This window comes from Serratia sp. JSRIV004 (genome assembly GCF_019968705.1).
Lineage (GTDB): Bacteria > Pseudomonadota > Gammaproteobacteria > Enterobacterales > Enterobacteriaceae > Chania > Chania fonticola_B.
The window spans coordinates 1,832,836-1,855,931 of record NZ_CP074140.1; the positions used below are offsets into that span (position 1 = coordinate 1,832,836).

General features: G+C 54.6%; 16 protein-coding genes and 6 tRNA genes. 11 read left to right on the forward strand and 11 right to left on the reverse strand.

What is annotated here, in order from left to right; translation table 11 throughout:
* Positions 1-168: 168 nt before the first annotated feature.
* Complete coding sequence (ubiF, locus tag KGP21_RS08805) at positions 169-1,350, forward strand: 3-demethoxyubiquinol 3-hydroxylase (RefSeq protein ID WP_223537959.1); 1,182 nt, start codon at positions 169-171, stop codon at positions 1,348-1,350.
* Between the two features lie 89 nt (positions 1,351-1,439).
* On the opposite strand, the gene KGP21_RS08810 is transcribed toward ubiF, so the two are convergent.
* From KGP21_RS08810 to nagB, 11 genes are all read right to left on the reverse strand, one after another.
* A tRNA-Gln gene (locus tag KGP21_RS08810) sits at positions 1,440-1,514 on the reverse strand.
* Positions 1,515-1,532: 18 nt separating this feature from the next.
* Positions 1,533-1,609: transfer RNA gene (locus KGP21_RS08815), tRNA-Met, on the reverse strand.
* A gap of 35 nt (positions 1,610-1,644) precedes the next feature.
* Positions 1,645-1,719: transfer RNA gene (locus tag KGP21_RS08820), tRNA-Gln, on the reverse strand.
* Positions 1,720-1,761: 42 nt separating this feature from the next.
* Positions 1,762-1,836: transfer RNA gene (locus KGP21_RS08825), tRNA-Gln, on the reverse strand.
* Positions 1,837-1,865: 29 nt separating this feature from the next.
* Positions 1,866-1,950 (reverse strand) — tRNA-Leu (locus KGP21_RS08830).
* A 9-nt stretch (positions 1,951-1,959) separates the two neighbouring features.
* Positions 1,960-2,036: transfer RNA gene (locus tag KGP21_RS08835), tRNA-Met, on the reverse strand.
* 217 nt (positions 2,037-2,253) lie between these two features.
* On the reverse strand, positions 2,254-3,918 hold the full coding sequence (gene asnB, locus KGP21_RS08840) for an asparagine synthase B (RefSeq protein WP_021805321.1): 1,665 nt from the start codon (positions 3,916-3,918) through the stop codon (positions 2,254-2,256).
* A gap of 476 nt (positions 3,919-4,394) precedes the next feature.
* Positions 4,395-5,147, reverse strand: a complete 753-nt coding sequence (locus tag KGP21_RS08845; protein WP_021805320.1) for an HAD-IIA family hydrolase — start codon at positions 5,145-5,147, stop codon at positions 4,395-4,397.
* 67 nt (positions 5,148-5,214) lie between these two features.
* Positions 5,215-6,435: an N-acetylglucosamine repressor gene (locus tag KGP21_RS08850; protein WP_223537961.1), complete on the reverse strand. Its 1,221-nt coding sequence runs from the start codon at positions 6,433-6,435 to the stop codon at positions 5,215-5,217.
* Positions 6,436-6,461: 26 nt separating this feature from the next.
* Positions 6,462-7,601, reverse strand: coding sequence for an N-acetylglucosamine-6-phosphate deacetylase (gene nagA, locus KGP21_RS08855; protein WP_115158756.1), 1,140 nt, complete (start codon positions 7,599-7,601; stop codon positions 6,462-6,464).
* 18 nt (positions 7,602-7,619) lie between these two features.
* Positions 7,620-8,420 carry a glucosamine-6-phosphate deaminase gene (nagB, locus tag KGP21_RS08860; protein ID WP_021805317.1) on the reverse strand — a complete coding sequence of 267 codons (801 nt, stop codon included), beginning with the start codon at positions 8,418-8,420 and terminating at the stop codon, positions 7,620-7,622.
* Between the two features lie 336 nt (positions 8,421-8,756).
* Here nagB and nagE point away from each other — a divergent pair, with 336 nt between their 5' ends.
* From nagE to KGP21_RS08910, 10 genes are all read left to right on the forward strand, one after another.
* Positions 8,757-10,790: an N-acetylglucosamine-specific PTS transporter subunit IIBC gene (gene nagE, locus KGP21_RS08865; RefSeq protein ID WP_037375135.1), complete on the forward strand. Its 2,034-nt coding sequence runs from the start codon at positions 8,757-8,759 to the stop codon at positions 10,788-10,790.
* Between the two features lie 192 nt (positions 10,791-10,982).
* Complete coding sequence (glnS, locus tag KGP21_RS08870) at positions 10,983-12,647, forward strand: glutamine--tRNA ligase (protein WP_223537963.1); 1,665 nt, start codon at positions 10,983-10,985, stop codon at positions 12,645-12,647.
* A gap of 517 nt (positions 12,648-13,164) precedes the next feature.
* The gene (locus tag KGP21_RS08875; protein WP_021805314.1) at positions 13,165-13,353 is read left to right on the forward strand and encodes a DUF4762 family protein; all 189 of its coding nucleotides are present in this window, start codon (positions 13,165-13,167) and stop codon (positions 13,351-13,353) included.
* Positions 13,354-13,561: 208 nt separating this feature from the next.
* Positions 13,562-14,230, forward strand: a complete 669-nt coding sequence (locus KGP21_RS08880) for a thioredoxin domain-containing protein (RefSeq protein ID WP_021805313.1) — start codon at positions 13,562-13,564, stop codon at positions 14,228-14,230.
* Positions 14,230-15,177 carry an ABC transporter gene (locus KGP21_RS08885; RefSeq protein ID WP_179248213.1) on the forward strand — a complete coding sequence of 316 codons (948 nt, stop codon included), beginning with the start codon at positions 14,230-14,232 and terminating at the stop codon, positions 15,175-15,177. The genes KGP21_RS08880 and KGP21_RS08885 overlap by 1 nt, the downstream gene beginning before the upstream one ends.
* A gap of 24 nt (positions 15,178-15,201) precedes the next feature.
* Positions 15,202-17,340, forward strand: a complete 2,139-nt coding sequence (locus KGP21_RS08890; RefSeq protein WP_094982655.1) for a peptidase domain-containing ABC transporter — start codon at positions 15,202-15,204, stop codon at positions 17,338-17,340.
* Between the two features lie 8 nt (positions 17,341-17,348).
* Entirely contained in the window at positions 17,349-18,500 is a 1,152-nt protein-coding gene (locus KGP21_RS08895; RefSeq protein ID WP_371824849.1) for an efflux RND transporter periplasmic adaptor subunit, read from the forward strand.
* Positions 18,493-20,448: an ABC transporter permease gene (locus KGP21_RS08900; protein ID WP_094982656.1), complete on the forward strand. Its 1,956-nt coding sequence runs from the start codon at positions 18,493-18,495 to the stop codon at positions 20,446-20,448. The genes KGP21_RS08895 and KGP21_RS08900 overlap by 8 nt, the downstream gene beginning before the upstream one ends.
* Entirely contained in the window at positions 20,448-21,851 is a 1,404-nt protein-coding gene (locus KGP21_RS08905; protein ID WP_371824860.1) for an efflux transporter outer membrane subunit, read from the forward strand. The genes KGP21_RS08900 and KGP21_RS08905 overlap by 1 nt, the downstream gene beginning before the upstream one ends.
* Positions 21,844-23,094: a beta-ketoacyl-[acyl-carrier-protein] synthase family protein gene (locus KGP21_RS08910; protein WP_223537968.1), complete on the forward strand. Its 1,251-nt coding sequence runs from the start codon at positions 21,844-21,846 to the stop codon at positions 23,092-23,094. The genes KGP21_RS08905 and KGP21_RS08910 overlap by 8 nt, the downstream gene beginning before the upstream one ends.
* The last annotated feature ends 2 nt before the right edge of the window (positions 23,095-23,096 follow it).

The following is a 23,096-nucleotide window of genomic DNA, read 5'->3' on the forward strand; positions in this document are numbered from 1 at the left end:
CATTACTCAGTGCGGAGAGAAAGTTGCGTTACGCGCCATGCAGGAAGGCCATTGTAATCATTTGGCGCGCTGGTGACCAGCGGAGTGGCAGTAGCATGCGACCTGAAGCCAGATTAAAAATCCGGTACACTGAACCAAGATGCCCTTTTAACCAAAAGTATAGCCAAAATGAACACTTCACAAAAATGCTTTGATGCCGTGGTGGTTGGTGGTGGGATGGTGGGAGCCGCTGCCGCACTGGGGCTGGCTCGCGCCGGGTTATCGGTCGCTTTGTTAGAGCATGAGGCTCCTGATACGTTCGAGCCCCAAAGCCCGCCGGACCTGCGGATCTCCGCTATTGGCTGCACCTCCGTTGGCTTGTTGAAGCAGCTTGATGCCTGGCCTGCGGTGTTGCAGATGAGATCGGCACCCTACCGCGGGCTGGAAACCTGGGAATGGGAGTCCTCACGGGTGGCGTTTGATGCTGCAACGCTGGGACTGCCAGAACTGGGTTTTATGGTCGAGAACCGTATTTTGCAGCTCGCGCTATGGCAACAGTTGGTACAGTGCGAGAATTTAACGCTGTACTGCCCTGCCAGGCTGCAGGCGATGCATCGAGCCGATGACCAATGGCAGGTGACATTAAGCTCGTCAGAGGCCATACAGGCGCGTTTGGTGGTGGGTGCCGACGGTGCTCACTCACAGGTGCGCAAGTTGGCGGCGATTGGCACCAGCGGTTGGCAATACCGTCAGTCTTGCATGTTGATCACCGTGGAAACCGATCAACCGCAGCAGGATGTGACCTGGCAGCAATTCCTCCCCACTGGCCCACGCGCGTTTCTGCCGTTGTACGACCAGTGGGCAACGCTGGTGTGGTATGACAGTCCGCAGCGTATTCGCCAGTTGCAGGCGTTACCTATGACGCAACTCGAACAAGAGATTGCGGCGGCTTTCCCCTCCCGCTTGGGCACGGTGAAGGCTCATGCCGCCGGATCATTCCCGCTGGTGCGCCGTCACGCGCAACGCTATGTGCAATCCGGGCTGGTGCTGCTCGGCGATGCTGCGCATACCATCAACCCGCTGGCCGGGCAGGGGGTGAACCTTGGCTATCGCGATGTGGATGCGTTACTGGAGATCGTGGCCGACGCCCGTGAGCAGGGAGAGGATTGGGCGAGTGAAGAGGTGCTGATGCGCTATCAGCGCCGTCGTCGTACCGATAACCTGCTGATGCAAAGCGGCATGGATCTGTTTTATACCGCGTTCAGCAATAACCTGGCTCCGCTGGGCGTGGCGCGCAATCTGGCGTTGATGGTGGCGGAAAGGGCGGGCAAGTTGAAAGAGCGGGCGCTGAAGTATGCATTAGGTCTGTGATGACATGGGGCGCCGAATGTTGCGCCCATTTATCCAAACGTAGAAACGCAGAAAAGCAAAAAGCCCGCCGAAGCGAGCTTTTCTAAATTTGGCTGGGGTGCCAGGATTCGAACCTGGGTATGCTGGTATCAGAAACCAGAGCCTTACCGCTTGGCGACACCCCAAATGTAAAACAGACAGCATGGTGGCTACGACGGGATTTGAACCTGTGACCCCATCATTATGAGTGATGTGCTCTAACCAGCTGAGCTACGTAGCCATTTACTAATCTTTGTGACTTTCAATTGCGTTGTATGGCTGGGGTACCTGGATTCGAACCAGGGAATGCTGGTATCAAAAACCAGTGCCTTACCGCTTGGCGATACCCCAATAACACAATCAAATTGTTACAGCGCCCCATCCTGAAAAAGATGGCTGGGGTACCTGGATTCGAACCAGGGAATGCCGGTATCAAAAACCGGTGCCTTACCGCTTGGCGATACCCCACCTGCTGCATGCACGACGATGAAAGAAAATGGTGCGGGAGGCGAGACTTGAACTCGCACACCTTGCGGCGCTAGAACCTAAATCTAGTGCGTCTACCAATTTCGCCACTCCCGCAAAAAAGATTGGTGGCTACGACGGGATTCGAACCTGTGACCCCATCATTATGAGTGATGTGCTCTAACCAACTGAGCTACGTAGCCATCTTTTTCGCTCAACCTTCATCGGCGTTGCGGGGCGCATTATGCGTATATGGCCGATTTGCGTCAACAAGTTTTTTCCCGAAAAAGCGACTGAACGGGTTGTTTGACTGGGTTGTGAACATTATGGTGATAAATTCGGCAGATTAGGCCATTAACGGTTGAAAACATCCACAAAAAAGCGGGCCATCAGGCCCGCCGAAGGTAAAGCGCTGACGGTTTACTTATAAGCGGATTGGTGTACGCCTACGGCGCGGCCTGATGGGTCGTCCATCTTTTTGAAGGATTCGTCCCATTCAATGGCTTTTGCCGACGAGCAGGCTACGGAAGGGCCGCCAGGGACACATTCCGCTGCGCTTGGCAGTGGGAACAGTTCTTCGAAAATTTCGCGGTACAGGTAGCCTTCTTTGCTGTTTGGCGTGTTGTACGGGAAGCGGAAACGTGCGGTTTCAAGCTGTTGATCGCTAATCTGCTTGGCAGCGACTTCTTTAAGCGTATCGATCCAGCTGTAACCGACACCGTCGGAGAACTGTTCTTTCTGGCGCCAGGCCACGCTAGCTGGCAGGTAAGACTCGAAGCATTGGCGAATAATGTGCTTCTCCATCTTGCCGTTGCCGCACATTTTATCCTGCGGGTTGATGCGCATCGCCACGTCCAGGAAGTTTTTATCCAGGAATGGCACGCGGGCTTCTACACCCCAGGCAGACATCGCTTTGTTGGCGCGAGCGCAGTCGTACATATGCAGCGCCAGCAGCTTACGCACGGTTTCCTCGTGGAATTCTTTGGCATTTGGCGCCTTATGGAAGTACAGGTAGCCGCCGAACACCTCATCAGCCCCTTCGCCGGACAGCACCATCTTGATGCCCATCGCTTTAATCTTGCGTGACATCAGGTACATCGGCGTGGAGGCGCGGATGGTGGTGACGTCGTAAGTTTCGATGTGGTAGATCACATCGCGAATGGCATCCAGACCTTCCTGTACCGTGAAGTGGATTTCATGGTGGACGGTACCAAGGTGGTTAGCGACCTCTTGAGCCGCACGCAGATCCGGGGAACCTTCCAGCCCGACGGCGAAGGAGTGCAGCTGTGGCCACCAGGCTTCACTGCGCTCATCATCTTCTACCCGGCGTGCGGCATATTTTTTGGTGATGGCAGAGATCACCGAGGAATCCAGCCCGCCGGAGAGCAGCACGCCATAAGGCACGTCGGACATCAGGTGGCTTTTGACCGACTCTTCCAGCGCGTTGCGCAGGGCGTTGGCATCGGTGACGTTGTCTTTGACGTTGTCATAGTCGAACCAGTCACGCTGGTAGTATTCGCGGATTTCACCGTCCTGGCTCCACAGGTAGCTGCCCGCCGGGAACTCTTTAATGCTGCGGCAGACCGGCACCAGCGCCTTCATCTCAGAAGCGACATACAGGTTGCCGTGCTCATCATGCCCCATATACAGCGGGATGATGCCGAGGTGGTCGCGGCCAATCAGGTAGGCGTCTTTTTCAGTGTCGTATAGGGCAAAGGCAAACATACCTTGCAGATCGTCCAGGAAGTTCGGGCCTTTTTCCTGATACAGCGCCAGGATCACTTCGCAGTCGGAGCCGGTCTGGAACTGATAATGCTCACCCAGTTGCTGACGCAGGGCCTGATGGTTATAAATTTCACCGTTAACCGCCAATACGTGGGTGTGCGCGGCGTTGTAAAGCGGTTGAGCACCGTTATTCACATCAACAATCGACAGGCGCTCGTGAACCAGAATGGCTTTATCGCTGGCGAAAACGCCGGACCAGTCTGGGCCGCGATGGCGCATCAGGCGCGACAGTTCCAACGCTCTTTTACGCAATTCAACCGGATCGGACTTCAGATCGAGCACACCGAAAATAGAACACATACAAACTCTCCTAACGACATTTTATGGCGGTGATGTGATGTACAGCGTGCCTGCATGTTCAGTAACGGTGCGGCTTTGCTGCCTTCTGATAATGAAAATGCGTCAAAAGCTGAGGTAGATGCAAGCGATTTAACGTTACGCTGAAAAATAGTCTTGGGGTGGGGTGCTAAAATTAGCGGATATGCATTTTTTAGCGGTAAAAATTGACGAATATCTAATTTATTACCGAATGAGGCGAGGGCGAGATAAATTTTCAGACATTTTGATGAACGATGTTTCCCCTCACCCCAACCCTCTCCCACAGGGAGAGGGAGCCAGCGCAGAGTCGTTGTCACGTGCAGAAGTTTGATCTGCAATAAGGGGGATGTTTAAGGCGAACCTTTGCTACTGAGGGAAGAACGCCAAAACATCAGCGAACTGGATCGGTCCCCTCTACCTGTGGGAGAGGGTTAGGGTGAGGGGCCATTGCTTGCGGCTTAAAAAATGGTGATATCCGCCACGGAAGGGAAGATATGGCTCGGGCGGAACGGCATGGATTCAACATCGTCCAGGTTTGAGACGCCAGACAGCACCAGCACGGTTTCCAACCCGGCCTGGAAGCCAGCCAGGATATCGGTGCGCAGGTTGTCCCCGACAATCACCGTTTCTTCCGAATGTGCCTGCATCTTGTTCAGCGCGGCGCGGATAATCCACGGGCTAGGCTTGCCGACATAAAACGGCTTACGGCCGGTGATCTTCTCGATCGGCGCGCACAGAGCCCCACAGGCCGGTGTGAAACCATGGCCATGGGTATCCGGGTTGGTGGCAATAAAGCGTGCCCCGTTGTTCACGAAGAAGGCCGCTTTATGCATCATGTCCCAGTTGTAGGAACGGGTCTCACCCACGATCACGAAATCCGGGTTGATATCGGTGATGGTAAAGCCGGCTTTGTAGAGTTCGTGGATCAGCGCGCCTTCGCCCACCACATAGGCTTTTTTACCTTCCTGGCGGCGCAGGAAATCGGCCGTTGCCATCGCTGAGGTGTAAAACGCGCTTTCTGGCACGTCCAGGCCAGCGGCGGCAAAGCGGTTGGCCAGGTCCTGGGCGGTTTGCGATGGGTAGTTGGTTAGCACCACCAGCGGCATTCCCTGCTCCTGAATACGAGCCAGGAACAGATCGGCTCCAGGGATTGGGGTATTGTCATGCAGCAGCACGCCGTCGATGTCACATATCACGTTTTTGATAGTCATTGTTGCTGGTCTCATGATGAACGGCAGGGCAAAAAAGCCAGAAGTGCATCCCTGCCAAACAGGCAGTTTAACTTTCTAGCAGCCGTTGGAGAAGTACACCGTTGAGCATTGCCCGTTTTGCCAGGGCAAAAGCACCGATCGCTGAACGATGATTGAGTTCGGAAGTGACCACCGGCAGGTTTCTGCGGAAATCCTTCAGGACCTGGGTGTTGATGCAGCTTTGGATGGCGGGTAACAGCACTTTGTCCGCTTCGGTGATTTCACCGGCGATCACCACTTTTTGCGGGTTGAACAGGTTGATGGCGATGGCTACCGCCTTGCCCAGATAGCGGCCAACGTGTTCGATCACTTCGCTGGCCAGCAAATCTCCGCGATTGGCGGCTTTGCAGATGGCGGCAATGCTACAGTCTTCCAGCGTCATTTTGCTTGGGTAGCCCTGACTCAGCAGGTGGCGTACGCGTTGTTCGATAGCAGCGTTGGCTGCCACGGTTTCCAGACAGCCGAAGTTACCGCAGTGGCAGCGCTCGCCGAGGGGATCGATTTGAATATGACCAATCTCCCCCACGTTGCCGTTATTGCCGAGGAAGATTTTGCCGTTGACGATGATCCCGGCGCCGGTGCCCCGGTGCAGCCGCACCAGAATGGAGTCTTCACAATCCCGGGTAGCCCCGAAGTAGTGCTCCGCCAGGGCCAGGCTGCGGATATCGTGGCCGACAAAACTGGTGACGTTGAAACGTTGCTGAAGATGATCGACTAACGCCCAGTTATCGACGCTGATGTGCGGCATATAGCGCACTACACCTAAAGCCGGATCGACCAGGCCAGGCAGGATCACGGCAATGGCGATCAGTTCACGCAGTTTGCGCTGGTAGCTTTCGATAAACTGCGCAATGGCGTTGAGCAGTGCGTTTTCCAGTGTCTCCTGGGTGCGTTCCGGCAGAGGGTAGTGCTCCTCTCCGAGCGACTTACCGCTCATATCGTACAGAGTGATAGTGGCATCATGGCGCCCAAGGCGGACGGCAACGGTGTGGAAATTGCGGGTTTCGCTGACAATGGAAATGGCACGGCGGCCACCGGTGGAGGCTTGCTGATCGACCTCTTTGATCAGCCCGCGCTCCAACAGTTGGCGAGTAATTTTAGTGACGCTGGCGGGGGCTAGCTGGCTGAGTTCGGCAATCTGAATGCGCGAGATCGGGCCTTGCTGGTCGATCAGGCGATACACTGCTGCGCCGTTAAGTTGCTTAACTAAGTCAACATTCCCTATTTGTGCTTGTCCGCCAGTGCTCATCAATAATTCTACTCGCTGTTCATGGATTAAACCTCGTTGCCGTTAACGAGGGTCTTGGTGATTTGGTAATCACGGGTAAAGGCGGTCAGGTTAGCGACCTTGCCAGCTTCGATGGTGCCTAAACGTTGTTCGACACCGATAGCGCGAGCCGGATAGAGCGTTGCCATACGCAGCGCTTCGTCCAGTGCGATACCGACATGCTCTACGCTGTTCTGCACCGCTTCGATCATGGTCAGTGCGGAGCCGCTCAGCGTGCCGTTTTCGTCAACGCACAGGCCGTCACGATAATAAATGGTTTTACCCGCGAAAATAAACTGATCGATATCCGCGCCTGCTGGTGCAGTAGCATCGGTGACCAGCACCAATTTATCACCTTTTACCCGCTTGGCGTTACGGATACTCGCCCAGGCCACGTGGTGCCCATCGGCAATGATGCCGGTATACACTTCTGGCGTGTCGAAGATCGCGCCCATCAGGCCCGGCTCGCGGCCACTGATGTACGGCATGGCATTATACAGATGGGTGGCGAAGGTAATGCCTGCGGCGAAACCCACGCGTGCCTGATCGTAAGTGGCGTTGGAGTGGCCTGCGGATACCACGATCCCGGCGTCGCTCAGCTGTTTGATAAAGTGTGGTTCCACCATTTCTGGCGCCAGGGTCACTTTGCTGATCACGTCGGCATTGGCACACAGGTAGTCAATCATCTCGCTGGTAGGCTTGCGGATAAACGCCGGGTTGTGGGTACCTTTCTTCTCCAGGCTCAGGTACGGCCCTTCCAGATGCAGGCCAAGGGCCTGATTGGGATGGTTCTTCAGATAAGCGCGCATCACGTTGATGCCGTGCTTCATATAATCGTCGCTGCAGGTGATCAGCGTTGGCAGATAGCTGGTACAGCCGGATTTCTCGTTGGCATGCTGCATGATTTCCAGCGTGGTTTCCGAGATGGCTTCCAGTGAGTCGTTAAATTGCACGCCGCCGCAGCCGTTAAGCTGCACGTCGATAAAACCGGGGGCTAGGATGGCGCCACCCAGATCGCGCATTTCGATGCCTGCTGGCAGCTCGGCCAGTGGGCAGACTCGTTCAATCAGGCCATCAGCAATCACTACCGCATGGTCATCAAGCACGTCGTGGCCGGTAAAAATCCGGCATTGGGTTAAAGCGAACATGTAGCCCCCTGCAAAAAATTAAAGACTATTAACGCTTTCCGCTTCCAACTCGCGGAAATACTTAACGGTTTTCACCTTCAGTTCCATGGTGGACGGTTCGTCACAAACTACCACGGCTTTGGCATGCAGCTGCAGGCAACTGATGGTCCACAGGTGGTTGATGCTGCCTTCCACTGCGGCTTCCAGCGCTTGTGCCTTGCCACGGCCAGTGACCAGGATCATCACTTCTTCCGCATCCAGCAGGGTACCCACGCCGACGGTCAGGGCATATTTTGGCACCTGGCTTACGTCACCGTCGAAGAAGCGGGAGTTGGCGATGCGGGTTTCTTCGGTCAGCGTTTTGATACGGGTGCGTGAAGCCAGAGAAGACGCTGGTTCGTTGAACGCAATGTGGCCATCGAAGCCCACGCCGCCCATGAACAGGTTAACTTTACCGTAGGATTTCATCTTGGCTTCGTACTGACGGCACTCTTCGTCAACGTCTGGTGCGTTGCCGTTCAGCAGGTTGATATTTTCACGTGGGATATCAACGTGGTCGAAGAAGTTACGGTACATGAAGGTGTGGTAGCTTTCCGGGTGTTCCTGCGGCAGGCCAACATACTCGTCCATGTTGAAGGTCACGACGTGCTTGAAGCTGACTTCACCGGCTTTGTGCATCGCGATCAGGTGTTTGTAGGCTTCCAGCGGGGTGCCGCCGGTTGGCAGGCCAAGGACGAACGGGCGATCTGCGGTCGGTTTGAAGGCGTTGATACGCTGAACGATATGGCGTGCGGCCCATTTGCCGACTTGAGTAGTGTCTTGTAGTGGGATAAGTCTCATCGTACACCTCTAGGTAGAATAAACTGTGTCTATACTGGTACGGGCAACAACCGTAGCTTAAAGCGTAACTCAGCTTTGTGAAGCGGGTATTCGGGATTACTGCTCGTTGATTTTTTGAATGATAAAATAAGTTTTGTGCGATGGCTAGCAATGTGGCAGTTTAACACTACTTTTTGGTGACATTTGTCACAAAAAAGGAGGTTTTAATTTGCGATACGAAATAATTTTTTTACACTCCGCATGAGTGATACGTGCCAAACGTTATTTCTAAAAAGGTAGTGAGTTATCTCAATAAACTGCCAATAGGGTCCGGCATCGGACGAATAGGGGGAAAAGGTGAACATTCTTAGTTATTTACAAAAGGTGGGTCGGGCCTTGATGGTTCCGGTAGCCACACTGCCTGCCGCGGCCATCCTGATGGGTGTCGGCTACTGGATTGACCCGGTTAGCTGGGGTGGGGACAATGCTCTGGCAGCCTTGTTCATCAAATCTGGCGCGGCCATTATCGATCATATGTCGGTCCTGTTCGCCATTGGTGTGGCTTACGGTATGTCCAAAGACAAAGACGGTGCTGCTGCACTGACCGGTTTTGTCGGCTTCCTGGTAGTGACCACGCTGTGTTCACCTGCCGCCGTGTCAATGATTCAGAAGATCCCTCTCGATCAGGTTCCAGCCGCCTTTGGCAAAATTGAGAACCAGTTCGTGGGTATCCTGGTGGGTATCATTTCTGCCGAAGTCTACAACCGTTTCAGCGGTGTTGAACTGCCGAAAGCGCTGTCATTCTTCAGCGGCCGCCGTCTGGTGCCAATCCTGATCTCCTTCCTGATGATCCTGGTTGCCTTCATCCTGATGTACATCTGGCCGGTGGTGTTCAACGGTCTGGTCAGCTTCGGTGAGCAGATCCAAAAGCTCGGCTCTGCCGGTGCCGGTATCTACGCCTTCTTCAACCGTCTGTTAATTCCGGTCGGTCTGCACCATGCGCTGAACTCGGTATTCTGGTTTGACGTTGCCGGTATTAACGATATTCCTAACTTCCTGGGTGGCTCGCAGTCTATCGAAGCGGGTAAAGCCACTGTCGGTATCACCGGCCGTTACCAGGCAGGCTTCTTCCCAATCATGATGTTCGGTCTGCCAGGTGCAGCACTGGCCATCTACCACTGCGCGCGTCCTGAGAACAAAGCGAAAGTGTTGGGTATCATGATGGCGGGGGCGTTTGCTGCCTTCTTCACCGGGATCACCGAGCCGCTGGAATTCTCCTTCATGTTCGTTGCGCCTGTGCTGTATGTGATCCACGCCATTCTGACCGGTATCTCCGTGTTCATCGCGGCCAGCATGCAGTGGATTGCCGGTTTTGGCTTCAGTGCCGGTCTGGTGGATATGGCGTTGTCAACGCGTAACCCACTGGCGACTCACTGGTACATGCTGATCCCGCAAGGCCTGGTGTTCTTCGCTATTTACTACGTGGTGTTCCGCTTCACCATCAAAAAATTCAACCTGATGACCCCAGGCCGTGAACTGGCGGTTGCCGGTGACGAAACCGACGGTTATGACGTGGATACCGCTGCGGGTAAAAACGAAGATGAAACCACTACCCTGGCTCGTCGCTATGTGAGCGCCATCGGGGGTTCTGACAACCTGACCGGGATTGATGCCTGTATCACCCGTCTGCGTTTGAACGTCAAAGATTCTGCGTTGGTGAACGATGCTCTGGCTAAACGCCTGGGGGCTTCTGGCGTGATCCGTCTGAACAAGCAAAGCGTGCAGGTGATTGTCGGGACTCGTGCCGAACTGATTGCCAGTGCGATGACTAAAGTGATTGCAGCAGGTCCGGTAGCGGCAGCCTCTGCTCCAGCCGCCGCAGCCGCTGCGGCAGAAGTTAAACCGCAGGCTGTTCCTAACGTTGCTAAAACCGTGTTGGAAGCGCTGGTGGCGCCGGTAACCGGTGAAGTGGTGGCTCTGGATCAGGTGCCGGACGAAGCCTTCGCCAGCAAAGCGGTCGGTGACGGTGTGGCTATTCGCCCAACCGATAAAACCGTCGTGGCGCCAGCTGATGGCACCGTGGTGAAAATCTTCAACACCAACCACGCTTTCTGCCTGGAAACAGACAAGGGCGCGGAGATCGTCGTGCACATGGGTATCGACACCGTGGCGCTGAACGGTCAGGGCTTCAAACGCCTGGTGGAAGAGGGTGCTGAGGTGAAAGCAGGCCAACCTATCCTGGAAATGGATCTGGAATACCTGAACGCCAACGCGCGCTCGATGATCAGCCCGGTAGTGGTCAGCAATGCTGACGACTATGCTGGCTTGACGGCGCTGGCAACCGGCAATGTGGTTGCTGGTCAAACCAAGTTGTTTGAGATCCAGAAATAAGTTGGGTTTAATCCTGGCTCCGCCCGGGCGTTAAACGGGCGGTAAGCAGTATCAGCGGGAAAAGAGCGATCTTTTCCCGCTTTTTTTGTTTTTGCAGCACGGGAACTTGACGAATAACGGTTGTTTCTGGGCGCGGCTTATTGGAACATAGAAGGTTATATGTGTAGCGCTTTGCATTTGAGGAATAGTGACATGAGTGAGGCAGAAGCCCGCCCAACCAATTTTATCCGTCAGATCATTGATGAAGATCTGGCATCAGGGAAGCATACGTCGGTTCATACACGTTTCCCACCGGAGCCTAATGGCTATCTGCATATCGGCCATGCCAAGTCCATTTGCCTGAACTTTGGCATCGCCAAGGATTATCAGGGCCAATGTAACCTGCGCTTCGATGACACCAACCCGGTAAAAGAAGACATCGAATTTGTCGACTCCATCAAGCACGATGTGGAGTGGTTAGGCTTTACCTGGAGCGGCGACGTTCGTTATTCCTCGGACTATTTCGATCAACTGCACCAGTATGCGGTTGAGCTGATCAACAAAGGCCTAGCCTATGTTGACGAGCTTTCTCCCGAGCAAATCCGTGAATACCGTGGCTCGCTGACGGCTCCGGGCAAAGACAGCCCGTACCGTACCCGCACGGTTGAAGAGAACCTGGCGCTGTTTGAGAAGATGCGTAACGGCGAGTTTGCCGAGGGTACCGCTTGCCTGCGCGCCAAGATCGATATGGCCTCGCCGTTTATCGTGATGCGCGATCCGGTGATCTACCGCATCAAGTTTGCGGAACACCACCAGACCGGGAACAAATGGTGTATCTATCCGATGTACGATTTCACCCACTGCATTTCCGATGCGCTGGAAGGGATCACCCATTCGCTGTGTACCCTGGAGTTCCAGGATAACCGCCGTCTGTACGACTGGGTGCTGGATAACATCACCATCCCTTGTCATCCGCGTCAGTACGAGTTCTCACGCCTGAATCTCGAATACGCCATCATGTCCAAGCGTAAGCTGAGCCAGCTGGTGACCGAGAAGATCGTTGAAGGCTGGGATGACCCACGTATGCCAACCGTGTCCGGCCTGCGTCGTCGTGGCTATACGGCCGCCTCTATTCGCGAGTTCTGCCAGCGTATCGGCGTCACCAAACAGGATAATAACGTCGAGATGATGGCGCTGGAGTCCTGTATTCGTGACGATCTGAATGAGCACGCACCGCGCGCCATGGCCGTGCTGGATCCGGTGAAGGTGATCATCGAGAACATGTCGCAAGACGTGGAAATGGTGACCATGCCTAATCACCCGAACCAGCCGGAGATGGGCAGCCGTGAAGTGCCGTTCAGCCGCGAAGTGTATATCGATCGTGCTGACTTCCGTGAAGAAGCCAACAAGCAGTACAAACGTCTGGTGCTGGGCAAAGAAGTGCGCCTGCGCAATGCGTATGTGATCAAGGCTGAACGCGTAGAGAAGGATGCAGAGGGTGAAATCACCACCATTTTCTGCACCTACGATCCCGATACGCTGAGCAAAGATCCTGCCGATGGCCGCAAGGTGAAAGGCGTGATCCACTGGGTGTCTGCTGCACACGCCTTACCGGCAGAAATTCGCCTGTACGATCGTCTGTTCAGCGTGGCTAACCCGGCGGCGGCAGAGGACTTCCTCGCCACCATCAACCCGGAATCGCTGATTATCAAGCAAGGCTTTGTTGAGCCAAGCCTGGCAGCTGCCCAGCCGGAGAAAGCCTACCAGTTCGAGCGTGAAGGCTATTTCTGCGCCGACAGCCGCCATTCTACGGCCGATCGTTTGGTGTTTAACCGCACCGTAGGCCTGCGTGATACCTGGGCCAAGATTGGCGCTTAAGCTTAGCCAAACCTAGCGTGTTTCCTTGCCTGTTTGTCTCTTGATCGGATCTTCTGGTCAAGAGACATCTTCTGTTTTGCTTTGAATGCTATCCTCAAGTTGTTTCCCTTCCCGCTGACTGTCCCTGATTTTGGTCATTTGGCCTGCGTGCTGTTAACTGTCACTCTACGCCCATAATAAAATCAGGGTAATAAACTCGCGGGATTTATCTGGCCTGCATTTTATTTTGTGTAAATTTTGAGTCGCTCAACTTGGCTTATTCCTATTACTAAATATCGAAATAACGAAAGGTTGCGACCACTTATACTTATATTTTGGCGCTCTGCGCATTAGCCATAAATTTATTGATCTGCGTTTGTTGATCGGCTATTCTTGCCCGAAATACAGGGTGGTAAATAATAATCAGCATGCTTTAATAAAGGCATATTTCATTGTGTCTTTATACTAAGCATGGTTATTTTCTATCAAGATAGATAATGCCAAGGCTGATTTATACTCACTATATAAGGATTATGTTGTGAAAAAGCTTACTGTTTCTCAAGCCAACTCAATCGTCGGCGGCACCTGTAAAACCTGTACTACCAAATATGTCGCCTCTGGTTTCAAGTGCAATATGGTAACAACCTGTACCGACAAAACCGGTAAAGTCATCAGCCAGGACTCTAAACCTACTGCGCTGGCCAATTGCGGTATTATTGAGCAGTAATACTGAGTAAAGGTTTCCTGCTGCCACCGTCCTTACTACCCTTGAATAGAGGGTTATTGAGTCCGAGTTACGCTCAAGCCTGTGTCCAGTAAGGGCGGGTAACGTGGACCCTTATTCAGCGTTTATTTCAGTGCTGATGCGACTTTTTCGTGTCAGCCTGTTTCGCAACGATAAAGCTAATTAGCAGGCCTTTTTAGGACGAGTTTTTATGTTCAGAACCCCTCTGTTTATTACCCTGTATACGTTAGTGGTTATTATTGTTTCATCACTTATGACGACAGCCTATTTTCACTATTTTGTATTGAATACTAATGACGATCAGCAAAGCCTGATCGCTTTCGATAATAATAAGGTTAATAATAGTCCGATCAAAGAAGGCAATACCCTTATCGAACTCTTCTCTTATGGCTGCCACTACTGCGCCCTGAATGAAGAAAACCTGGATAAGCTGGAAGCGCGGATGCCTGCCGGGAGCAAGTTGGTCCGTTTGCATATCAATAACGAGCAGATGAATGGTTTGGCCAGTTTTTCCTCGTTGTTTGCGACGTTAACGGTAATGGGCATTGAACCGCAGCACCGTCAAAGCGCCTATGACGCAATTATCCGGGACAAGGTCGATCTGAGTAACCCTAAAAATCGTGATATCTGGCTGCAGGAGCAAAATATCGATCCCGCGGAGTACGCCCGTGTTAGCCAGACCCCGCAGGTGAAAGCCTTGCTGAGCTATATGACCGAGGTCTCCCGCTATTACAACATAGACGCAACGCCGAGCTTTATCGTCAACAGGAAATGGTTGGCACTGCAGGATCGTGAGTTCCCAGCGTTTGCTGATCACCTGTTGTCGCTGTTACAGCATGACAAACCGCTGGAGCCCTAATGCGTTTCTTTGCTGTATGGGCCTATCTGGCATGGCGAAATAGCCTGGCAACGCTGATGCGTAGTCTGGCACCTTTGCGCAAAGCACAGAGAGGTGCCGTCTGTTGGTTATTGCAGCACGGTGATTATCGTTGGTTTCTTGTGCTGGCGGCGTGGGGCAGAAGGTTGCGGCTGGGAGACCGAGGGGAGCGTAGGCGTGCTTTTGTGGCCGCCGCCAATAAGCAGTGCTTGCTTGGCGATGGCCGTAAATTGGATTTTGCCGGGATGAGCTATCGTCGGCGGCTATTGGATCTGGCGGCTACCTATGGGCAAAGCCCACAGATACAGGCTCAGATGGAGCGTTGTAAAGCGCAGTTGAATGCCGTGGTGGAGCCTTTGCATCAAGCCGGTTCGCCGGTGGTGCTAGCTCCGTTGCATATGGTTTCCGATGTGTTGGCAGGGATGGTTGGGGGCGCGGCTTTCCCTGGTCAGGCAACGGTGATCGTTTCCAGTAGTGTGGAAATCTATCAGGAACAAGTCCGCCAGCTAGGAAAGGTCAATCTTGCTTATTGTTCGATCCATGACGATAGCCGGGAAATTGCCGGCAACCTGATGGCGGCGATCATGGAGGCAGCGGATCATCAGCGGAACATCATGATCTTCCCTGATATCACCCCCGATTACACCGTCAATGCCAATACGGCAGCAACGGCAAAACTACCTTGTCGGCTTTTTGATCGCCCTGCCAATCTGCACAGCGGAGTGATACGCATTGCCCGGGCGTTATCGGCGCAGGTGGTTTTTTATTACCTGTATTACGACCAGGAACTCAAAATCCATATTGAGCCACCGGTGCAGGCTCGCAGCCTGAAGGCCAGGCTGCCGGAAATCATTGAAGCGTCGATAGCTCGGCATCCTGAAGACTGGCTGTTATGGCACTCGCATTCGTTATTTTTTATCAATGAATAATCTGGAAATTGAAGAAGTCAGATCATGGAAAAGATAATCCCGACGCAGGTTTTTCAAGGTGAAACCAATGAGTGTGGGTTGGCCTGCATCGCCATGCTGGCGCAGACGCAGGGCATCGATGCCCCGCTGGAGAACTTGCGTGAACGCTATCCAGCGTCGCAGCATGGCACCTCGTTGACCACGTTATGTACCATTCTCTCTGAGCTGGCCATACCCGCTTACCCGGTGATTTTCGACCATGGTGAGCTGGCGGAGCTGCCGTTGCCTGCCATTTTACACTACGGTGCCAGCCACTATGTGCTGTTGGCGTACCGCCAAGGCAACTATGTTTGTGTGATGAACCCGGCGATAGGCCAGCAGCTGTTGCCCATCGATGCATTAAAACTGGAAATCAGCGGCTACGCGCTGGTGCTGGACAGTGAAAGACAACCCGACCCAAAGGCACAGGCTGATAAAAAGCGCAGTACGAGTTTTAAAGCCCTGGAGTGCATGAGCCTGAAAGAGACCGCCAGAATGCCGGGTATCTATCGGCTGATGGTGCTGGCCTTTTTGATTTCCTTAACCCTGTTCATCATGCCGACGATGGTAGGCAGCGCCATCAATCAGGTTTACTCCTCGGCGGGTGACGCCGACTTCCCGTATTTCTATTTCCTGCTGGCGTTTTTCGTTTCTACCCTGCTGGCCTTCGCCGTGCGTTGGGTTACGGAGCGGTTTATCAAACGCTTTGTGGTGGTCAACAGCGTTGCCGGTTTCTCGCGGTTACTCGGTAATTCGCTCAACTTCTTTGCCAAACGCGCACCGGGCGACGTGTTCAGCCGCTTTTCCAACTGGCAGCTTGCGTCCGGCATCAAGATTGAGCTGGATAACGGCCTGCGTACCGATTGGATTATCGGTGCTATCGCGTTAGGCGTTATGTGTTACATGAGCCCGCTGCTGGCGATGGTCTCTGGCGTTGGCGTGACGCTAATGGGATTGATCAGCATCTGGGCCATCTATCGCGATCGCTATTACACCCAGCAGTTGCAGGTAAAAACGGCGGAGCAAAGCGATTTTATTCTGGAAAGCATTCAGGGTTTTTCCACCATCAAATCCGCTGGGCTGGACAGCCAGCGCAAAAGCGTGTTTGCCCGCTACGCGCTGTCTCTGTTTACCTGCCAGCAGCAGCAGAGGATCTATGAGCAGGTCAAAAGCAGCCTGTATCAGCTGATCGGTAGCCTGGAGATGGTGTTTTTCATGCTGCTGGCGTTGCCATTGTTGAAAAAGGGGGTCCTGACGCTGGGGGAGTTTTTTGCCTACAGTTTTGTGCGGGAGATTTTCACCTCGTATATCACCAAAATATTCTACGCCATTTTGCAAAAGAACCAGCTGCACGTCATTGATACCCGTGCGCGGGATCTGTTTCCTTCCAGTTCAGAGCATGAAGCGGCACCTAAAACGCTCCCGCAGTTCAGCTCTCGGTTGAGTTTTCGCCATATTGTCTTTGCCTACGATGCCCAGTTGCCGGTGCTGCATGATTTGTCGATATCGCTGCAACCCGGCCAACGGATTGCCATTGTCGGTGAGTCGGGGACGGGCAAAAGCACGCTGCTGAAAGTGATGACCGGCCTGATGGCTCCGCAGCAAGGTGAGGTGGTGGTCGATGGTCAACCGGTCGATTATCGGCAGCTACACACCTTGTTCTTCCTGCAAAGTCAGGAAGATATTTTGTTCAATGCCTCGGTGCTAGAGAACATCACGCTGTTTGATGAGAACGTGGATGAGCATCAACACCAGCGGATTAAACGTTCCCTCGAAGGGCTGAATCTGCACTCGGTAGTAGAAAAACTGCCGGGTGGCCTCAACGCCCTGATCCGTGAAAGCCATGCCGGGTTATCCCTGGGGCAGCGCCAACGCCTGTTGCTGGCACGGGCAATGTACAGCAACTGCCCGGTGCTGGTGCTGGATGAACCCACGGCCAACCTGGATGAAAATACGGCGCATCAGGTGATGACGACCTTGCTTGCCCATTGCCGTGAACATCAAAAAACGCTGATCACCGTGACACACAGCGAAAGCGTGCTGTCGATGTTTGATCGGGTTTATCGCATGGACAATGGGGGGATGGCGCAGGTTGATACCCTGTTCGCATCGCAACCAGACCTGACAGCGGCAGCATACTCATGAAAATTAAAATGACAGGGACGAAGTTGCTGATGGTGGTGTTGGCATTGGCCGCATTGAGCGGTGCGGTTGTCTGGTATTTCATGACGCCAACATCAGAGGGGGCCCTCAATACTGCCGAAATTACCCGTGGTGACATTGAGAAAACGGTGCTGGCTACCGGGGTACTTAAACCGTTGCTGCAAGTCAGCGTCGGGGCGCAGGTCAACGGGCAACTGCAAAAGCTGTATGTGAAACAGGGGGATCGCGTCACTCGCGGGCAACTGTTGGCGGAGATTGATCCTACGTTGCAGCAGAATGCGCTGCGTAAATCAGAAGCGGCATTACAAAGCGCGCAGGCGCAGAAACAGGTCACTCAGGCGATGCTTAAACAGTATCAGCAGGAACTGACCCGGCAGCGCAGAATGGATCGCGAAGGCTCCGGCATAAAAAGTGAGTTGCAGAAAGCCCAGGCCCAGCTCCAGACGCAGGTCGCCCAGCTAAAGGTGAATGATGCCCAAATCGTTCAGGCGCAGATGGAGCTGGAAACGGCCCGCGCCAACCTGGGCTTTACCCGCATTGTCGCGCCGATTGATGGTGAAGTGTTGGGGATTGTCACCAAAGAGGGGCAAACCATTGTCTCTTCTCAAACCGTACCCACCATTTTGGTGTTGGCGGATGTCTATACCATGTCAGTGCATACCCGTATTTCAGAAACGGACATCCTCAAGGTTCGCGTTGGGCAGCCACTGTGGTTTTACGTGGTTGCCGATCCGAAAAAGCGCTATGAGAGTGTGATGGGATCGATCCAGGAAGCGCCTGGCGAGGCCTTGCTGGACGACAGCCTTGCGACTTCCTCCAGCCAACAAGCCTCTGCGGTGTATTACAACGGCGTATTTGTGATCGCCAACGCCCAGCGTTTGCTACGAACCTCAATGACTGCCCAGGTGTTTATCATCACCGAACAGGCCAGGAATATCCTGCGAGTGCCGGTTGCCGCCTTTGGTGCACAGCGGGATGCAGACCGCTATCAGGTGCAGGTGATGAATGGCAAGCAGCTTGAGCTACGTTGGGTCCGTATTGGGCTTAATGACCGGCAGTTTGCCGAAGTCAAAGAAGGGCTCAACGAGGGAGATCGCGTGGTGTTGAGCTCCTCGGTGACGGGAAGCGATCATCATGGCTGAACATAATGAGCCTTTGATCGCCCTGCGCGGCGTATCCCGCCATTTTGTGTCCGGATTGCAGACGGTGGCGGTGTTGAAATCTATCTCACTCACCATTCAGCGGGGTGAAATGGTGGCGATCATTGGCGTTTCCGGATCGGGTAAATCCACGCTGATGAATATTATCGGCTGCCTGGATAAGCCGACGCAGGGGGAGATGTCCATCAAGGGTATTTCCACCCCCCAGGCCAGTAGCGAACAGTTGGCTCAATTACGCAGCCAGTACATAGGATTTATTTTCCAGCGCTATCATTTGATGCCGTACCTCAGCGCCGCTGAAAACGTCGCCATCCCGGCTCTGTATACGGCGATGCCGACGGCTGAACGTCAGCAACGGGCCGAGTATTTACTGACCCGGCTTGGGTTGCAGCAGCGTATCCATTACAAACCGGCCCAGCTTTCCGGTGGCCAGCAACAGCGGGTCAGTATTGCCCGGGCACTGATGAACGGGGCGGAAATCATTCTGGCTGACGAACCGACGGGGGCGCTCGATCGTGCCAGCGGCCAGGAGTTAATGGGGATCCTGCACGCGCTGCACCAGGCAGGACACACTCTGATTATCGTGACCCATGATCGTGATATCGCCAACCAGGCACAGCGCATCATTGAAATCAGCGACGGTGAGATTATTTCCGACAAGGCCAATCATGCCGTCGCGCCGTTGGAGGCCCCGCCAGCGCTGCCGGTTGCGGTGGCTACTGGCCGTACAAGGTTTTGGCAAAGCGTGAAAGAGGCCGTCAAGATGGCCTGGCGGGCCTTGTTGGGGCACCGCGCCCGGGCCTTTCTGTCGATGCTGGGTATCATCATCGGTATCTCTTCGGTGGTGTCATCCATGGCGGTCGGGGAAGGGGCTAGGCAAAGTATTCTCAATGAAATCAGCCAGCTGGGCACCAGCACGCTGGAGATCCGGCCGGGGCTGGGCTGGGATAATCTCCGCCCCGATTTTGCGCGGGCGCTCACGGTGTCCGATGTCGAACTGCTGGCGGAGCAACCTTATGTCGATAGCGTGTCGCCGTTGGTCAGCAATACGGTAAAAGCGGTACGTGGAGGCAAGCAGGCCATGGTGTCGATTTCCGGCATCAGCAACGCGTATTTTCGCGTGCAGGGCCTGCATTTCCTCTCCGGCAACGGCTTTACCGGGCGTGATCTGGACGAGCGTGAGCCGGTGGTGATCATCGATCCAGAACTGCGCGCCACGCTGTTTGAGCCAGATGAGTTGCCCGAGGGGGAGATCATCCAGTTGGCGGGGACGCCTTATCGGGTGATCGGTATTGCCGAGCGTAAAGGCGGCAAGTTCAGCGGCATGATGCTTGGGGCGTGGATGCCATACACCGCGTTACTGGAGCGGATGTCCGGCAATATGCCGATCGAATCAATAACCCTGCGGGTCAATGACGGCATTTCATTACGTGAGGTGCAAGGCCGGGTAGAAGCATTACTGGAGCAGGCGCATGGCCAGCGTGACTTTTTCACCCAGACCAATGACCAGATGACGCAGGCCATCCGCAAGGCGTCGGATTCCATGACGCTGCTAATTACCGCCATCGCCGGAATTTCCCTGCTGGTGGGGGGCGTTGGCGTGATGAATATCATGCTGGTCTCCGTGACGGAACGAACCCATGAGATCGGCATCCGCCTGTCGGTTGGGGCGCGTCCTGCGGATATTATGCGCCAGTTCCTGATCGAAGCGATGGTGATCTGCTCGCTGGGTGGGCTGATTGGCATTATCGGTGCCGGGCTGGCCGGGGTGATTTTCTCCTGGGTAACGCAGGAGTTTTCCATGATCTTTACCTGGCCACCGATGGTGCTGGCCTGCGGATTTTCGGCGCTGATCGGCCTGGGGTTTGGCTTTTTCCCAGCGCGTAATGCAGCGCGCCTTCACCCTACGGAGGCGCTGGCACGCGAATGATGATGGGCAAACTTTCCTGGACACTGCTATTCCCCTTGTTGCTGACGGGGTGTGGCTCATTAGTCAAAAGCGACTATCAGCAACCCATGCTTTCTGTGCCCTCCGAATGGCGGCAGCAGGAGAGCGGGGCAGGTTATTTACAGCACAGCCAACGCTGGTGGGACAGCTTTGACGATCCACAGCTCTCGACACTGATTGGTCGGGTGCTGACCAGTAACAACGATCTGGCGATTGCCGGATTGCAGCTACAGCAGGCGCGGCTGGCTGCGGGGTTAACGAATACCAACCTGACGCCGGACGTGGCGGTTAGCGGCGGCGCCAGCAATGAAAAAAACCTGCGCAGCAATACCACCCCGACGGAGTCTTACCGCACCTCGCTGGATCTGAGCTATGAACTGGATTTGTGGGGCAAGCTGGCGCGGGCCAGAGAACAGGCACAGTGGCAGGTTGAGGCCTCGGAGCAGGATCGGGAAAACACCGCGTTGATATTGATTGGTGATACCGCGCGCTATTACTGGCAGATCGCCAGCCTCAATCAGCAGATCACGCAACAGCAAACCGGGCTGGAAATCAGTAAGCAGACGCTCGACATGGTGCAGTCCCGTTACGCAGCAGGCGCGGCTGGGCAACTTGATGTATTGCAGGCGCAGCAATCGGTGATCGAGCGTGAAAACCGTCTGCGCCTGTTGCAACAACAGCGCGAGGAGGCCCGCAACGCGTTGGCCATCCTGTTCAACCGTTCGCCCACCGATCGTCAGGTAGAGCGATCTTCTCTGGACACCCACCAGGATGTACCGATAGCCAAGATGCTGCCGGTTGAGGTTATCGCCCGCCGCCCGGATGTGAAAGCGGCGGAAAGCCAGCTGCGCGCGGCGTTGGCAGGTTCGGATGTGGCCCGCCTGGGCTTTTATCCGACGCTTTCGCTGAGTGCCTCACTCGGGGCTGCCAGTCATGTTTTCCAGCAGTGGTTCAGTAACCCGGCCAGAACACTGGGCGCTAACGCTGCCTTACCGTTTGTGGAATGGAACACCGTACAACTGACCATCGAAAAGTCGGATCTGGATGTCAGGCAGGCGGCGATTGTGTTTCGCAGCACGGTCTACAGCGCCTTATCCGATGTGGATAACGCCATGACGCAGCGGCTTGGCTATCAGCAGCAAAGAAAAAACCAGCAGCAGAATCTGCAGCTAGGCCAGCAGCGTTTAGCGCTGGTGACTAGCCAATACCAGGCGGGAGCCGTTTCTTTCCAGACTCTGCTGGATGCAGAAGATGCCCTGCTGACCATTGAAAATAATCTGGCGGATCTGCAGTACGGTTACCTCAATGCCACCATGAAACTCTGGCTGGCACTGGGCGGCGGTGTGACAAAAGACAATGACAGGGAAAGGGGAAATCATGAATAAAGGTTTAATGCCGCGCCGAGTGGTGGTCACCGGTTACGGGGCGGTGACGCCGCTGGGAATGAGCGCAGCGCAAAGCTGGGCAGCGATCATGGATTATCAGCTAGGTTACCGTTATTGCGATAAATCCAGCGTCGGGATCCAGTCGCGTTTTCTGGGGCTGATCGACGAGGAGCCTAGCTTGAAAGGGGTTCCTGCGGCGATCCGTCGTCGCCTGCCACGTTTTGCCCGGCTGGTGTTGGCCGCAGCCCGTGAGGCGATGGCTATGGCGTTTCAGGGCGACAGCCCGGCGGCCCATTACGATCTGCTGGAGTGCGGCACGATTATGGGCAGCGGCTGGGCGGGGCAGGATGAAACCCATATGAATTATGAAGGCTATCTGCGCACGGGTTTGGGGTCACCGTTTGGCTGTTTCCTGTCGATGCCGAATGCGGCTACGGCGGCGTGCAGCCTGTTCTGGGGCCTGCGCGGTTATCAAAACAGCCCGATTGCGGCCTGTGCGACCGGGACGATCGCCATCGGTGATGCTTTTGAGGTGATCCGCAGTGGTCGCGCCTCCATGATGCTTGCCGGGGCCGGGGAGTCGCTGCGTACCGATGCCGCAGTGTGGAACATCGACATCCTTCGTGCGTTGGCGAGCGAGCAGGAAGATATCCGCAAGGCCTGCTGCCCGTTCAGCCTGGATCGCAACGGTTTTGTGCTATCCGAAGGGGCGGCCGTTTTGTGCCTGGAGGAGCGGGAAGCCGCGCTGGCTCGCGGGGCAACTATCCTTGGCGAAATCAAAGGTTACGGTAATTATTCCGATGCCGTCGATTTTACTGCCCCAGCCGAAGACAAGCTTGCCCGGGTCAAGACTATCGCGCGAGCATTAGATCAGGCGGGATTGGCGGCGGCGGATATCGACTATATCAATGCGCATGGCACTTCTACGCCGCTCAACGATCTGAACGAAACACAGGCCATCAAACTGGCCTTCGGTGAAGCCGCTTTTAGCACACCGCTTTCCAGCACCAAATCTTACTCCGGGCATCTGATTGCGGCGGCGGGCAGTTTTGAATCCATTATTTGCCTGCAAGCCATGCAGCATCAGGTGATGCCCGCGACCTGTCACCTGACGAATGCCGATCCACAATGCGATCTGGATTACATCGGTGAGGGGCATCGCTCTGCAGCGTTACAAAATACGCTGAATCTGAGCTTTGGTTTTGGCGGTGCTAATGCGGCCTTGGTCATCGGGCAGGCATGAGT